Origin of the sequence: Rheinheimera sp. 1928-s (genome assembly GCF_029269265.1) — a bacterium.
GTDB lineage: Bacteria > Pseudomonadota > Gammaproteobacteria > Enterobacterales > Alteromonadaceae > Pararheinheimera.
Genome location: NZ_JARIXP010000002.1, coordinates 407,491 through 421,092, shown reverse-complemented (window position 1 = coordinate 421,092; position 13,602 = coordinate 407,491). Strand labels below are relative to the sequence as shown.

The 13,602-nt window shown below is 41.7% G+C and carries 16 protein-coding genes and 1 tRNA gene; 8 read left to right on the top strand and 9 right to left on the bottom strand.

What is annotated here, in order from left to right; all coding sequences use genetic code 11:
* Positions 1–45 precede the first annotated feature (45 nt).
* Positions 46–1,371 carry a 5-methyltetrahydrofolate--homocysteine methyltransferase gene (locus P3C17_RS06765; protein WP_300928695.1) on the top strand — a complete coding sequence of 442 codons (1,326 nt, stop codon included), beginning with the start codon at positions 46–48 and terminating at the stop codon, positions 1,369–1,371.
* A 276-nt stretch (positions 1,372–1,647) separates the two neighbouring features.
* On the opposite strand, the gene P3C17_RS06760 is transcribed toward P3C17_RS06765, so the two are convergent.
* Positions 1,648–1,721: transfer RNA gene (locus tag P3C17_RS06760), tRNA-Ile, on the bottom strand.
* A gap of 135 nt (positions 1,722–1,856) precedes the next feature.
* On the opposite strand from P3C17_RS06760, the gene P3C17_RS06755 reads away from it, so the two are divergent.
* Positions 1,857–3,173 (top strand): integrase family protein, encoded by a 1,317-nt coding sequence (locus P3C17_RS06755; protein ID WP_300928694.1) that lies wholly within the window; start codon positions 1,857–1,859, stop codon positions 3,171–3,173.
* Between the two features lie 184 nt (positions 3,174–3,357).
* Here the strand turns inward: P3C17_RS06755 and P3C17_RS06750 are convergent, their stop codons facing one another.
* The 8 genes from P3C17_RS06750 to P3C17_RS06715 form a co-directional block, all read right to left on the bottom strand.
* Positions 3,358–3,954, bottom strand: coding sequence for a HEPN domain-containing protein (locus tag P3C17_RS06750; RefSeq protein ID WP_300928693.1), 597 nt, complete (start codon positions 3,952–3,954; stop codon positions 3,358–3,360).
* On the bottom strand, positions 3,938–4,984 hold the full coding sequence (locus P3C17_RS06745) for a DUF262 domain-containing protein (RefSeq protein ID WP_264346540.1): 1,047 nt from the start codon (positions 4,982–4,984) through the stop codon (positions 3,938–3,940). Before P3C17_RS06745 ends, P3C17_RS06750 begins: the two co-directional genes overlap by 17 nt.
* Before the next feature lie 423 nt (positions 4,985–5,407).
* Positions 5,408–6,487 carry a hypothetical protein gene (locus P3C17_RS06740; protein WP_300928692.1) on the bottom strand — a complete coding sequence of 360 codons (1,080 nt, stop codon included), beginning with the start codon at positions 6,485–6,487 and terminating at the stop codon, positions 5,408–5,410.
* Between the two features lie 56 nt (positions 6,488–6,543).
* Positions 6,544–7,356, bottom strand: coding sequence for an FRG domain-containing protein (locus P3C17_RS06735; RefSeq protein ID WP_264346537.1), 813 nt, complete (start codon positions 7,354–7,356; stop codon positions 6,544–6,546).
* 556 nt (positions 7,357–7,912) lie between these two features.
* Positions 7,913–8,734 carry a replication initiator protein A gene (locus P3C17_RS06730; protein ID WP_300928691.1) on the bottom strand — a complete coding sequence of 274 codons (822 nt, stop codon included), beginning with the start codon at positions 8,732–8,734 and terminating at the stop codon, positions 7,913–7,915.
* 15 nt (positions 8,735–8,749) lie between these two features.
* Positions 8,750–8,947, bottom strand: a complete 198-nt coding sequence (locus P3C17_RS06725) for a helix-turn-helix domain-containing protein (protein ID WP_300928690.1) — start codon at positions 8,945–8,947, stop codon at positions 8,750–8,752.
* 193 nt (positions 8,948–9,140) lie between these two features.
* Positions 9,141–9,518, bottom strand: coding sequence for a hypothetical protein (locus P3C17_RS06720; protein WP_300928689.1), 378 nt, complete (start codon positions 9,516–9,518; stop codon positions 9,141–9,143).
* 66 nt (positions 9,519–9,584) lie between these two features.
* Complete coding sequence (locus P3C17_RS06715; protein ID WP_300928688.1) at positions 9,585–9,797, bottom strand: hypothetical protein; 213 nt, start codon at positions 9,795–9,797, stop codon at positions 9,585–9,587.
* Between the two features lie 116 nt (positions 9,798–9,913).
* Here P3C17_RS06715 and P3C17_RS06710 point away from each other — a divergent pair, with 116 nt between their 5' ends.
* The 6 genes from P3C17_RS06710 to P3C17_RS06685 all read left to right on the top strand — a co-directional run bounded on the left by P3C17_RS06710 (position 9,914) and on the right by P3C17_RS06685 (position 13,566).
* Positions 9,914–10,177 carry a helix-turn-helix transcriptional regulator gene (locus P3C17_RS06710; RefSeq protein WP_300928687.1) on the top strand — a complete coding sequence of 88 codons (264 nt, stop codon included), beginning with the start codon at positions 9,914–9,916 and terminating at the stop codon, positions 10,175–10,177.
* A gap of 426 nt (positions 10,178–10,603) precedes the next feature.
* Complete coding sequence (locus tag P3C17_RS06705; RefSeq protein WP_300928686.1) at positions 10,604–10,960, top strand: hypothetical protein; 357 nt, start codon at positions 10,604–10,606, stop codon at positions 10,958–10,960.
* A gap of 123 nt (positions 10,961–11,083) precedes the next feature.
* Positions 11,084–11,347 (top strand): hypothetical protein, encoded by a 264-nt coding sequence (locus P3C17_RS06700; protein ID WP_300928685.1) that lies wholly within the window; start codon positions 11,084–11,086, stop codon positions 11,345–11,347.
* Positions 11,348–11,434: 87 nt separating this feature from the next.
* Complete coding sequence (locus P3C17_RS06695; RefSeq protein WP_300928684.1) at positions 11,435–11,851, top strand: hypothetical protein; 417 nt, start codon at positions 11,435–11,437, stop codon at positions 11,849–11,851.
* Between the two features lie 616 nt (positions 11,852–12,467).
* Positions 12,468–12,692 carry a hypothetical protein gene (locus P3C17_RS06690; protein ID WP_300928683.1) on the top strand — a complete coding sequence of 75 codons (225 nt, stop codon included), beginning with the start codon at positions 12,468–12,470 and terminating at the stop codon, positions 12,690–12,692.
* Entirely contained in the window at positions 12,685–13,566 is an 882-nt protein-coding gene (locus P3C17_RS06685) for a hypothetical protein (RefSeq protein WP_300928682.1), read from the top strand. Before P3C17_RS06690 ends, P3C17_RS06685 begins: the two co-directional genes overlap by 8 nt.
* Positions 13,567–13,602: the final 36 nt, after the last annotated feature.

Below are 13,602 nucleotides of genomic sequence, written 5' to 3'. Positions count from 1 at the left end.
GGTGTTCCTGCTGAGCCGCGACCTTTTTATTTTTATGGAGTTTATATGTTGAAATCAAAACTAAATCTGTTGGCGTTACTGGTTAGCGCCTCACTGTTGGCCGCCTGTGGTGACAGCACTACCAACATAGTGGAAAAGGAGCCTGTTCCTATTGAAGACGATCATGATCACGATCACGAAACCGGTGCTGGTCGTTTAGTTATTTCCGACAAAGACAGCACTATGCTCAGAGTCTACAACCTTGAAGATGGTGATTTACTGGGCCAATTCAGTTCACTAAGCAACGCCTCAGCTTTGTATGCTTCAGCCAGTCAGCGTTTTGCTATGGTAGTGCAGCGTGAAAGCGATAAAGTAGAATTTATCGACGGAGGTTTGTATCAGGAAGATCATGGCGATCATTTGCACCCTTACGAAGAAGAACCACGCTTGATGAGCCTGCAGCTCAGCGAAAGCCGTCCTACTCATGTCACCACTACAGATGAACAAATTGCCATCTTTTTTGACGGCAATGTGGCCACTTCCAGTGTGGCAAAAGTAGCAATGTTGAATGATGATCAAATCAACACAGGCAGTAATGACTATCCGGTTTTAACTTACAGCACCCATATGCACGGCGCAGCTCAGGCTCGTGGTGAGATGTTAGTTTCAACTATCCGTGATGCAGCAACAGCCAGTACTTTGCCGGATCAGGTGGGTATTTATCATGTGCATGGTGATCACTTCCATCTGGAACAAGAATTTGATACGCGTTGCCCTGGCTTACATGGCAGTGCACAAAATGCAGATTACGTCAGCTTTGGCTGTACTGATGGCGTGATGCTGTTAAAGCAGGACGGCGAAACTTTTACTGCCAGCAAAGTGGCTCATACCGCTGATTTCACAGGTACTATGCGTATCGGCACGCTGGAAGGTGCTGAAGACGCTGCACACTTTATCGGCTTTGCCGGTGCTACTGTGTTTTCAGTCAATCCTGCTGCAGGCAGCATGGATAAAGTCGATTGGCAGGCCGCTGCAGGAGCCAGCATCATAGGTTATGGTTTTGCTGATCATGGCGAAAAGTTTGTGCTGCTGGACTCCACTGGAGCTCTGAGTATCCTTAATTACAATGCAGAGGCAACAACTGGTGCTGCTTTTGAACTGGCAGGCAAAGTTCAAATCACCACTGCAGATTTAACCACTATGCCAACAGGTAGCCAGTTACAGCTGGCTATTTCTGCAGCGGATGACAAGGTTTATGTAGCTGATCCGTTGAGTAAAACAGTCAATACTATTGACCTGGAAGAAGCTGAAGTGACTGATAAACAGGAGCTGGGTTTCACGCCACATAAACTGGTGTGGTTAGGTATTCCAGCTGGCCATGAAGAGCATTAATCTTTAGCTTTATTCAAGCTCAATAGCAAAGGCAGTCGGCGATGACTGCCTTTTTTGATCTAACAGAGTCAGCTGCTAAAACACTTGCCGTAATAACTTCAATTCAAAGGTTTCGCCAGCCTAAAGATTTAAAATTTGCCCAAAGCTAAGCCCATGCAGGCTTAAAAACCTTATCGCAAATAAATAAACAAATCTAAGCTGCATACAGCGGTACTGGGAATTTAGGCAGGATAAGGATCAACTGGAGCTGAGTTAATAACAGAAATATAGATAAAATGGTGGCCCCACCTGGACTTGAACCAGGGACCTGCCGATTATGAGTGCAGCCAGGGCCACTTACCAGCAGTTACTTTATAGAATACTGATTTACTTTATAAGCGATTAAATTCAATGAGTTATAGTCAATTCGGCTATCTCTGATGCATAAGGGCGTTGTGATTCAACGCGTTATGAATTGAGTGCAAAGTAGCACAGAGGTAGCACCAATGACTCTGCAAACCAAAATCCGTTTTACTGAAACTGACGTTAATGCCATTCCGTTTTCTGCCAAGCGTGTCCGTTGGCACGACAATCAAATGCCTGGGCTGGTATTGGATGTCACCAGCAAAGCCAAAGTATTCAGGGTGTATAAAAAGCTGTCGGGCCGCAGAGTACCTGTGTCAGTGACCTTAGGCACTTTTCCGGCTTTATCTGTAGAGACAGCCCGTAAGCTTGCCCGCAAAGCGATGGCTGACATGGCCGATGGTGTGAACCCTAATGATAGTAAGCGGCAGTTCCGCGCTGCAGCAGTCACCTTGCAGGATGTGTTTCAGGAGTATTTAGAGCAACGGGACTTAAAGCCTGCAACATTGCGGGGTTATCACGCCAATATGAAGCTCTATATTGCTGATTGGCATAACAAGCGTTTGTCTGACCTGAGCGAAGATATGATCGCCAAGCGCCATCTGGAGCTAACCAAGCGCAGCAAGGCACAGGCTGACTATTGCATGCGAATGCTGCGGGCTTTGTTTAACTTTGCCAAAGCTGAATACAAAGACTCCAACGGTTATTCGTTATTTCCCAATAATCCGGTACAGGTACTATCGGCAAAGCGTAGTTGGAACAATGTGGCTCGCAAGCAAACCAGATTAAGACCCTCCCAGTTAAAACCGTTTTTACAAGCCATTACCGAGATTAGGCAGCAAGCCAGTATTTACCGTCAGGATTCAACAGTGGCTATGTGTGACTATATCGAATTTATTACTTATACAGGCCTGCGAAAAAGCGAAACCATGACCTTGGCATGGTCTGATATTTATATGGCCGATGGCTTTTTTATGGTGAAAGACACTAAAAATGGCGACGATGTAGAGCTGCCAATCACTGTGCCCTTGCTTGCCATCTTAAAACGGCGCAAAGACTATAAAATCAATAACTATGTGTTTGGCGTTGATAGCCCAAAGGGCCATATTGTTGAACCCAAAAAGACGCTGGAAAGAATCCGCCAGCAAGCCGACGTTAGTATAGGCCTGCACGACCTGCGCCGTACTTACTGCTCCATTGCCGAAAACACAGGGGTAGGGCACTACACTCTTAAACGCCTGTTAAACCATAAAACAGGCCGCAACGACGTAACTGGTGGCTACACCATACTGACTGCAGAAGAACTGCACGAACCTGCTGAACGTATCGCTCAACGGATTATGCAGTATGCAGGTCTGGCGGAGCAGAAAAAAGAAACCGATATCGCTGGATTGAGAAACTTGGTTTCTGGCTTTACCAAGGAGCAGAAGTTGGCTTTGCTGGCTGAGTTGATGGGGTAGTTCGTGGTAAGAGGGGTATATTATTTATCCCTCTTTTCATAAACAATGAACCGCCACCAAAATTGCCAACCTCACTGCGACTGCAAAGAGCGAATTGCAGACACTCAGAATAAACCTCCATAGTTATACAACTGATAAGACCAACCACAATTTAAAATTGTGGATGGCTCATTTAAATCCATTTTTATACTATTTGCTCCTCGACTGATTCTTTAATTGCTGCCATATATGGAACAATCACACCGATATATATTCTAATGTCGCCGAATGAAATATCGGCAGCTTCATCATTATGATGAACAATGTTATTCCTCTTTGTTACTATAGTATTTATCAAATCTTTTCTGCTTTCAAATTTTTCGTTTTTAGACAGATCTACCCCTAGAGATTGGAATAATTTCAAAGTTCTGTAAGGGTTAGCCGAAATTACGTCTGAAATATCTTTTTTAGTAACTGGCAATGCGATATGGCTGTAACTCAATTGTTTATCCTTGATTCCAGTATTTAATCTCCAATGAAGAAAATTATGCGGAATTTTTGCGGCAGTCACTCTGCTAGATAGCGTTTGAGAATACCTGAAAGCAATGTCCTGAAGATATGCTTCAAGATAACTACAAACGCTGATCAGATAAGACTTCACAAAAAAATTTACATTGTCAATAAATAGTGGGTCAGGTTCATCCGAAATAACCCGCTGCTCTGAACTACTTACAACCAGTTTCAAGGATTCAAATAGGGTTTCATATTTTAATAATAAAGTGGCACTAGCTGATTGCGGCATCCAACAATGGCCTCCATAGGTTCCGTCTTCTTAAAATAGAGGACTTTTTCTGCAAACCGCTTGATAGAGTACGTCTGAATTCATCGCTTGCGCATAATTGATCGTAAGCGTTTTTGATCTCTATTTTTTTATTTTCTACAGTCTGGCTATCTAGCAAGCCAACTGTAGCCATTAGTAGGTCGTAGTGCACCATCCCCTGTTTTGGTCTATCTCGAGTTGTATCTAAAAATACATTTTCCTCAAAGATTAGCTTACAATTGTGCAGTGCTGTTTGGAATCTATTACGCAGCTGAACAATTGTTTGTTCATCTGCTTCAGCATGTAGCTCCATATAATCGTGAAGAAAGTCTTTTAATACACCATCGTAACTGGTGAGTTCCAGATCGTCCGTAAATGCGAAAAATCTTAAAACTTGTTCATCAGGTTCTCTGTCATTGCGTACCTTATCGCTACCTTCAACAATTCCAAACTGAATTATTTCTTGCGTAGCAGCAAGTTCTATTAATAATTCATCTAGCCTTCCTGGGTAAATAGCATGTCGTATTTCTTGATCGCTTAGTTGAACGGCTCCTTGATTAAGGCGCGCAAAAATTTCTCTTATAAGTTTTTTGGGGTTTTCTTTTCGAAGCACAATGCAGCGTATGGTTGTCGACTCCAGCTCTGCTTGCAAATCTCCAAGCTCAGAAAACTTTTTACCCTCAAGGTCTTTAAAGGTTGTCATCCCTTCCAGTGCAAACTCATCGTTAAAAAACTTGGCTATAGTAGTTAATCTCTGAACGCCATCAATAACTAGCTGCTTTCTATTTTCATCCTCAGCGAAATAACATGACGGCAAAGGGATTCTCATCAAGCAAGATTCAATAAACTTCGACGCTCTTCCCCAACCTTCTTTGTCCCACTTATATTTCCTCTGGAATTCAGGATTTAAGACAGTTTTTGGGGGATTAGAAGTTATCCTAGATACTAAAGTTTCAAATGGGTAGTCTATCGGATACAGGTCTAACGTTTTGTTTTCAGCTTCTTCAGGCATGTCAATTTCCTATGCTTCAATGATAACTATTATCCATATTACAAAATTAATATTTTCTTTGGCTTGAAATTCCATGTTTTACCAGATAAGTGGTCGACATGAAAAAAAGTTCTGTACAAATCAAGCTATGTTCTATCAAAAGCGGACTGCCGACTCCTAAAATTAGTTTATTTTCCCCACTACAGCAACATATAACTGGGCCTACTCATAGCCTCAAAGCGTACTTGTTATCTAGTGAAAGTAAATAACACTGTGTATTCGACCTTATTCGCTGCCAAAGTCTGCAATTGGCACAGAACCAGCCCTTTGAGGGATTAGCAAACGAGGCTAACGTTCGCGTAAGAGGCTGATAATAGTTTGCTAAAACTGTGAAGTGAAGCGGAACCGAGCAAACTGTTAGCAGTCCCATCCTTGATATGCTTGTTAGAATTGTGTGTTGAAGTTTAAAAGATCGATGACAAGTAGCTTAAGAATCAGACTACATTTATCAATTTTCAACTCTTCATTCGAATGCTCTTTTACCCAATGAAAGCTCGGATGGACTCGTTCTGCATGCACAAGTTTATTTCGTGCAAAATAAAGATATTTAAGACACATGAATGCTACCACTTCTATATCATTATTCGCATTTAGCACTTTTTGCTGCTGAATATGAGTCTGAACTGCTGGTAAGTGCCCCTTATTCTGCAAAAATTGTTGACGAATTGGCAAAGAGTCTTCGATTTTCTTTATTAATCGCGCATCAGAAATACGTTGGATAAAGCCAAGAAGGTAACCACTCTGAGACTCAAGTTTATAATCATTAAGGATCATATCACGCCAGTTGACAATCGAGAAAATATCATCATGGGTCATAGGGTTTACGAATGCTCTGGACAATGGGTAGAGCGACACGTTAGCAACCATATGAGCTCTCAAATTTTGTAAGCAAGAGGAATCTTGCATACTGCCCTCTTTCAGCTTGTAAAGGGAGTTAAAACACTTCCAAAGCGCCTCAAACCTTTGGAATGGTTCGGGTGATGAACAGGAGCTTATGAGATGGGTTATTGCGTATAATAGAGCGTGGCCAGCTTCTGACTCTTCCCAAACAGTTTTAAGTTCAATTCGACTAATATTTTGTAAATAAACCATCCCATTGTCACAGTTTATAATTTGACGAACGCCTGATTTATTAATCGTCTTTTCTTCTTGCAGCTTCCCACTCAGGTGCCTAGACACTTTAATGCTTGTAATTATGTTTGGCTGTCCTACAGCGGCATAGTAATAAGCGAGAGATTTTGAAATCTGTCGATTCATAGCAGTATTTGCATTATGGAGTACATCAGATATGACAGTCTTTTTACTACGATTTGCCGTTATTTTTATCGATTTTTCTTTTACTATAATCTTATCTTTTAAACTTGAATTACTTGAGTATGGGTACTCTACATTAAAACTACCAATAGAACGATTTGTTGCTGTAGAAAACCTGATAATTATTGTGTACTTGTAATTTCTGCTCATATTTTTCACATAAACTCTAACGCCGCATTCAGTGGCTTGTACGCTGCAATGCTTTGTTACAGCTCATTGCCGATTCTTCGCTGCCATTCCAGACCAAAAACTGGTTGTCTTAGCATACTCTTGCAAAAACCATCCAATCCTGGATATATATTTGAGGAATTTATGTTCATTTTATTTAACTTTCGAAGCCCTTCAAACCTTTGCTTGGCTGGTATTATAATTTTAATTACATCAGTATCTTTAATGGCATAGTCATTCAATATTTTTCCATGACTTATATCGAGCGTGTTTGTCGCAACAAATAGGCCTTGCTGAGATAGTAAGCGTTGATTAGAAAACGTAGGCTCAAATGCGAAAAGATATGGGTCAGATTTTCCATTTACAGGGTCAAGTATCTTAGAATACACTTCGAGTCTATTTTCCCCGAAATATTTATCGTCATCATTTCGAATAGCATCATGATTTATACAATAGACTGCAGCATCGTCTTCGCCGGACTCTAACGCAAAGAACAATGCAACATAGGGAGAAAACGAAAAATCTAACAATCTGGTAGGAGCCCCATGATGTTGCATCAGGGAGAGCCAACTTAGGAGATCTTCAGCCTGTGGAAGATGATCTAGGTACAAGTGAGCGTTACACTTGAAACGATCTATCATCACCTTTTCATGCTCAACCCGGTTCAGATTTTTCTCTTTTCCCCTACTTAGTTTATGTATTGACTGAGCTTCTTTAAATGCACGATGCAATGAACTCTCAAGAGCCCAATCAGACGAAGACTGGCCTCTAAAAATCCATTTGCGAAAGTGTTTTTTACTGACGATTCGATCAAAATCACTCCAGCTTGTTATCGTCTTGCTTTGCATCATACATCCTAGCTGTAACGCTTATTCAGCGGAAAGATCTGTATTTAAATACGAACCTCTCCTCAATTATAAATTTATTGTATGGAACACTACATCGCTTCTCTAAATCTTACAATACCATTTAGGTACAAATGGTATTTAGGTTTGCTACAAATACGGATCAATCCGTCTCACAAGCGCAGGCAACATCCAAATGCTGACAGGATATTTTTACCGAGCTCAAAGTTTGGGAAAGATTAGAAATGTCTGCTTTTGGCACTAAGCAGTCGTTGAATGTAGCTGCTTGAATATTTGTCGATGTGGCAAACATTGCAAAACCCTGATTCTGGGGCATCAATAATAAGTTATTTTTCTTTTTAGTGATAAAGAGTTACAGAGTCATGTTTCTGTAATCGGTCTGCGACGACAGGTCTTGCAATGTAAGCCTTTGGAGGCAAATTTTTCTTCGTATTCACAGAATATGGATTTCCAAAAGTACGACAAATTTTACCAAAAGTACGTGGCTATCCACTCCTAAAAGTACGATGGTTTTTACAGCTTCCCCACAGGCTATACATAGCTAGCTTTGAGCTGCATTCGTAATGCTGCTAGCAGTGGGCTGTTCTGGTTTTTGCAAAGTTTTGTTGATGTGAAGAAGAGATTTTTGAAGAGTTAAGGTGAAGCCTGGTATGTCCGATGTTTGTGTTAGTTTTCGGATGTCACAACGGAATTTAGCCACTGAACTGTCACTACCAACTAATGTATGCAGATTACTGATAGAGATCTTCCCTTTCAGTTTGTGCCCCCCATATTTTTGTCGGCAGATTTCGTAAATTCTGCGATGCAAAGGTCGAGACATTTCAAAGTAGGTGCTATGCAAATCCAGTACTATGCCTTTATGCGCGCATTCGATTAGCCATTCAGGCAGTATTACTTCGATATAGTTGGCTGCTGTTGTTTTGTTATATCGGTATCCTGCGATAAGCTGAGCCCCTTTAGGCAGACTTATCCCTTTCACTGTCAAATTCGTGGTGATACGGGTGTTGTTAAGTCTCTGCAGCGACTTTTCAAGGTCTTTATAGTCTTTACCTGTTGTGCCTTTGCCTATGGTGGTTAAAAAGTCGTATGCGGTAAATGATGCGATATTGCCTGTTTCATACGAGTTATTGAGTTTCACCATGAGCTGGCTTAGACAAAAAACCAGAATTGCTTTGTCCTTGATAGTGGCTCTGCCTATGGCTTCATTTATAGGATTTATCTCTAAATACAGTCCCTTATAATAAATAATTGCTTCATTAGTAGCTTTTCCATCTAGGGCAAAAATAGGCAGTATCAGCGAAAATACATCAGATTTCAGCTTGTACGGCGCGCTCAGATCGCACTTAAAAACGGCATCATGCATCGGGTGCTATCTGTATCAATTTCGAGGCTGGGCTTTAACCCAAGCTTCAAACTCTGAGACAGAAAACAGCAAGCGGCCATTAATTCGGATGTAAGGTGGAATAGGGTAGCGATCAGCTGATTTTTTGTTGTGGTTGATATGGTTGTACAGCGTTTGTTTTGATACATGCAGCAACGCTGCGATTTCTTCGATTCGATAGAACAATGGTTTCATAAGCACTTCTCTTACTGGACGATATCAGTGCTTACCCATTCTTCATATATTTTAAGAAAAATCTCAAAAAAGGTAGGGTGAGTTTTGCCGAGGTTTTTAGATTAACAGGTACAAATCTGTGGTTAAGGCTGAGAAAAAATTTGGCATGCCAAATTTTCCTATGAATTTGTCTTCAAAAGTTAACGATTGAGGCTTAGTGGCGAGTAATATTTGAAAAGCCAGATTGGCTCCAGTCACATAGCTGGATCAGCCACTGGCAAATAGCTTGCAACCGCTGAGGTGTATTGTGCTTCGCTGCAAAAGTAAGATCGGTGCTTCGAGCCATAAACCTATTAAATGGCTCTGTCAGAATGTCCCAATACTCATTACGTTCGTTATTCACCTGAAGCGTAAAAATTTCTTGTGTGAGCAGATCATGGAATAGTTGTTCTTCTGTTTGGTAAGCATCGGCAAGCTCTAAGCCAAAATGCAGTTGATGCTGTTCGATGCCAGCCATACGGTTCTGCAACTCTTTAACTGCCGGAATAAATGGTCTTAGTTCGGCGTTTCGACACAGGTCTTCAGGGCTCATTTTTTCTCCAACGATACAGCCGCTTTATATTCCACACCTTACCAGGGAATTTGGCATGCCAAATTTTTAATAGTAAGTATCGTAAAGTTCACCACGCGCCTGAGCAACTTTAGCTTCTTGCATTGTCATCTCTTCGCCGTCAGCAATAACATTACCCATGCCATCGTTAAGCATATCTAACTGCTTTTTGTGTTTGTCATTTTCATCATCAGGGGACAGCAGCGCACCCACAACTGCCACTGTAACCCGCCCCGTCACTTTTAGTATTTTTCCAAGCATAGTGATACCCAATTCATTGATGGAACCCGAAGGTTGAAAGCTAAGAAGTCCTTAGTATCTGGAATCTATTAAAGCTAAGAAAATCTTAGCTTTCAATAGTCAATGTCTCACAAAATTTGAACATCAATGATGGTTCACCGTTTCCTAAACGGTTAAAGCAGGCGAGAACACGCAAAGGTTTATCCCAAAAGCAGCTTGGTATTCTGGCTGGGATGGATCAATTTGTGGCGTCTGCGAGAATGAACCAATACGAACGTGGTGTTCACTCCCCTGATTTCAAAACCGTTATTGCCCTGAGTGAAGTACTTGAAGTGCCAACGGCCTTTCTATATTGCCTTGAAGACGAGCTTGCGGAGCAGATTTTGCTTTGGGTTGATTAGTGTTTTATTAAACACTTTTGCTTGCTTCTATTTTTTGCATACCCAAAACGCATCTTTCGCCAGATGGAAATCTGCTTGGTGCCGAAAGCTGATACTGGTTGTACATCTAGACGAATACTCGGTGTTATTTGCTTTAACCTTAGAGCAAGCACGCTTTGAGCAAATCAACAGGCACATTTATTTGTTGCTGAATAAGGAAAAACATTCTAATTTAGAAACTTAGGTTGGACCAACCTAAAACTAACAAGCTAGGCAAAGGTAATAATGTGCCAGCAAGCTTTTGGCTGGAGCTGAGAGTAGTCGTTTGGAATTAATTATTTATCAATAAGTTAATGTCGACTGCTCATCTGGTAAAACCACATGGATCGTGCTGGTACAATATACAAATGTTAGCCGTACAGATGAAAATTGGAGTAATTGTTATAAATGGATGAAAGTAAAGTTATTATCTTTTCAATTTTGGGTGGTGCTTTAGGTGGTTTAGCTTCCTTTATGTGGGTCGCCTACAGTAGTTTTGAAAAAATCCCTACCGTTGATGAAGCTAAAGAAATGGTTGAGAAGCATAAAAGAAAAATGTACATGGGGGCACGAGTAACATTTGGTATATTGGTCGCTTTTATGTTTTCTTTTTGGTTCATGGATAGTGTTGTTGCTGGTGAAATCAGTGGTCCAAAATTAATATTTTATTCATCTCTCATTGGCTTTAGCACTGGTTTCCTTCCTGCGGTAGCACAAGGTTTTCAAAAAGCGGCTAAGAAGGTCATGAGTAAATTCGGCGGCTAACAAGCGTATCAACGTATGGACTAATAAAGCTTGGCTTGGTTAGTGCCTCACTAATTATAGCCAAGCTCTATAGCCCCTTTGTGCGGGAGTTAAGGCTGCATTAGTTATAAAGAGGAGAGATAGATGTTTGCGAGTTTTCAATCTAAACAACTCAATAATTTTTATTGCCGTATTAAGGCGGAGCCAGTATTGGTTGTTAAGGATATCCTTGTTTACGAGTTGGTGGATTCACAATTTCCTAATAGCATCATTGACACAGTGAGAGGTCAACCTGTTGCAGAATATAGGCATGTTGCTTTAGATTCTGCAGGAAATGGCTTTGTATTCGATCTTCAGAATAAGAAGATTGCGTTTTCTGTAGGACCAAGTGAATATATTAAAGATTAAAAGCCTAATAAGCGCAGGCTCTGGGGAGAGATTTCCGCTGCGCTACAATTTCCCCGTGCTGCGGGCGTTATATACAAAGGACAGTTCATGGATAATCTAAGTATCTTCGACGTAATTTCATTTCTATCAAGCATTGCATCACTAATACTTGCCATCGTCGCCATTCTGGCAGCTAAAAGCTCGGAGAAAGAAGTTAGAGATAATTTTGAAAAAACGCAGCGAGTAATGATGGAGTATCAAGAGAGAACAAAAGAGGTTCTCGCTGAAATTGATAAAAAAGCAGAAGTTATCGAAAGAACTGTTTCTGAGTCGCAGCGACAACTCATGAACACAATGACAAACATCATCAACGAAACCGTAATACCAAAAAAGGTTGATATGGGCGAGCAGCTTGGCATGCAGTTCATGCAGCAAATGTTCTCCAATCCTGAAAAAGCAAACGAAATGATGGGGGGCTTAGCTCAAATGATGAAAATTGCTGAAATGCAAAAAGACAAGAAATGAATGTTTGCGTATAACAATTGGCTCAACTATTGTTCACTTCGTTCGCTGTATAGTCAAAAACTGCGATTTTGTCTGCTCACTAGCTTAATTGTTGACGTCTCCAATTCGCTCAAAGTTACCGATATGCTTGTTTGCATATTTTGGGCTAGCTCTCGAAAGGCCTTACTCTAATAAGGTTACTATCCATACCCAATGATATTTAAATAGGCATCACGAGCAAATGCCTACCTTTTTTGGCTGCGCCAGCCGCTGGGTACAAGCAATGAATTGCCCTGTACCCAGCGGCTGGCGAGAGCGGAAGAGCTTTCGACGCAGAAAGTTATTTGCAGATTGAAAGTTAAATTGGTTCGCAGTAGACTTTTATTGTCAATCGGGCAAAAGCCCAACATCAAAACAGGCGCTGTTAAAGCTGCCTTCAATACGCATCTCCGCGAGAGTTTATTTAGTTTCCTATAGCAACGCTTTCAATGCTGCGTTTTCCCTTTTGCATTTCCAAACTTAGGCGCGATCAGTCCGGCCTGCTTCTTTTGAAGCATCGTGGGCGAATAGGCTTCAGTGCCGCTGAACCGTTTTACGGTCAGTTAGTTCTTACAAGTCTTCGCAAAGGTGGATAGCAATGTCAGATTTTAATCCTGAAGTTGAATTGGCACGGTTAAAGGTTCAAACCGTGATCCTTAGAAAGAAAGTGTATAAGAGATCGCGGCTTGATCGATATAAAGGCGAGCTGTTGCAGCTTAAACGCCAAGGCGCAACAACTGCTGAGTTACAACGATGGTTAAAAGACAAACACATCAAGGTTGTTTGGACCACCGTTAAGCGCTGGCTGGATAACAATGGCTAAGTTTGCAAAGCTACAAAAACAAGCTGGAGCTGTTATGAAGCAGCTCCAGGGTACAGTGATTAAATCTGTACGTACTGTTAGTAACTTCGAGCAGGCGCTAACTCGGGTTGCTGAATACTGCCAACAGATGAAGTTGCCAAGCTTGCAGGCAATGAGCATTAACGACGTGCTCACTTATCTTGATCTAAGGGGGCAGATAGTCGGGCAAAAAACGCTGGATATGGAGCGGCAGGCCATCCAGAAAATGTTGCAGCATGTCACCGGCACTTTGCCAGTAGATAAAACACTTCCAGTTATCAAATCAGAGCATCAGCAAGTGCTGCTTTCCAGAGCTTATACAGTACCACAGATTGAGCTTGTTGCTGGTCAACAGAAAGACTCCAATTCACTAGCTACAAGAATTAGCCATGCCGCTGGGTTAAGGGCGCATGAGTTATTAACCTTAGCAAAGCCAACAGAACGGCCAGCAGATAAACGCCCAGCAAACTCGACTAAGTTCTCAGGCAGGGAGGGTATTATCTATACAGTGCAAGGGAAGGGCGGTTTGAAAAGGGAAGTGTTGATCCCTGTGTCTTTGTCGCGGGAACTTGAAAAGTGCCGAAGACCAGCCCCTGTTACCGTTCAGGACAGAGGAATCAACTATTTAAGCCGCTACCAGCTAGCTGGAGGCCAGCCTTGGTCTAACTCATTCAGTGCAGCATCCAATAGGGCATTAAACTGGTCCAGAGGCGCACACGGGCTTCGCCACAGCTATGCGCAGGAAAGAATGCACGAATTGCAATCTCTTGGTCTTACAAGGCTTTTAGCACTTGAAACTGTGTCTCAGGAAATGGGACACTTCCGACCAGAGATTACGGAGACTTACTTGCGATAGGCAATCTATATGCATTCAGTCGCTGCCATCGAGATA

What these genes read in the sequence shown, in the direction of transcription:
- P3C17_RS06755 (WP_300928694.1), top strand. Translation starts at nt 1,857, where the DNA reads ATGACTCTGCAAACCAAAATCCGTTTTACTGAAACTGACGTTAATGCC.
- P3C17_RS06700 (WP_300928685.1), top strand. Translation starts at nt 11,084, where the DNA reads ATGTTTGCGAGTTTTCAATCTAAACAACTCAATAATTTTTATTGCCGT.
- P3C17_RS06705 (WP_300928686.1), top strand. Translation starts at nt 10,604, where the DNA reads ATGGATGAAAGTAAAGTTATTATCTTTTCAATTTTGGGTGGTGCTTTA.
- P3C17_RS06730 (WP_300928691.1), bottom strand. Translation starts at nt 8,734, where the DNA reads ATGCATGATGCCGTTTTTAAGTGCGATCTGAGCGCGCCGTACAAGCTG.
- P3C17_RS06715 (WP_300928688.1), bottom strand. Translation starts at nt 9,797, where the DNA reads ATGCTTGGAAAAATACTAAAAGTGACGGGGCGGGTTACAGTGGCAGTT.
- P3C17_RS06765 (WP_300928695.1), top strand. Translation starts at nt 46, where the DNA reads ATGTTGAAATCAAAACTAAATCTGTTGGCGTTACTGGTTAGCGCCTCA.
- P3C17_RS06750 (WP_300928693.1), bottom strand. Translation starts at nt 3,954, where the DNA reads ATGCCGCAATCAGCTAGTGCCACTTTATTATTAAAATATGAAACCCTA.
- P3C17_RS06690 (WP_300928683.1), top strand. Translation starts at nt 12,468, where the DNA reads ATGTCAGATTTTAATCCTGAAGTTGAATTGGCACGGTTAAAGGTTCAA.
- P3C17_RS06695 (WP_300928684.1), top strand. Translation starts at nt 11,435, where the DNA reads ATGGATAATCTAAGTATCTTCGACGTAATTTCATTTCTATCAAGCATT.
- P3C17_RS06720 (WP_300928689.1), bottom strand. Translation starts at nt 9,518, where the DNA reads ATGAGCCCTGAAGACCTGTGTCGAAACGCCGAACTAAGACCATTTATT.
- P3C17_RS06740 (WP_300928692.1), bottom strand. Translation starts at nt 6,487, where the DNA reads ATGAGCAGAAATTACAAGTACACAATAATTATCAGGTTTTCTACAGCA.
- P3C17_RS06745 (WP_264346540.1), bottom strand. Translation starts at nt 4,984, where the DNA reads ATGCCTGAAGAAGCTGAAAACAAAACGTTAGACCTGTATCCGATAGAC.
- P3C17_RS06685 (WP_300928682.1), top strand. Translation starts at nt 12,685, where the DNA reads ATGGCTAAGTTTGCAAAGCTACAAAAACAAGCTGGAGCTGTTATGAAG.
- P3C17_RS06735 (WP_264346537.1), bottom strand. Translation starts at nt 7,356, where the DNA reads ATGATGCAAAGCAAGACGATAACAAGCTGGAGTGATTTTGATCGAATC.
- P3C17_RS06725 (WP_300928690.1), bottom strand. Translation starts at nt 8,947, where the DNA reads ATGAAACCATTGTTCTATCGAATCGAAGAAATCGCAGCGTTGCTGCAT.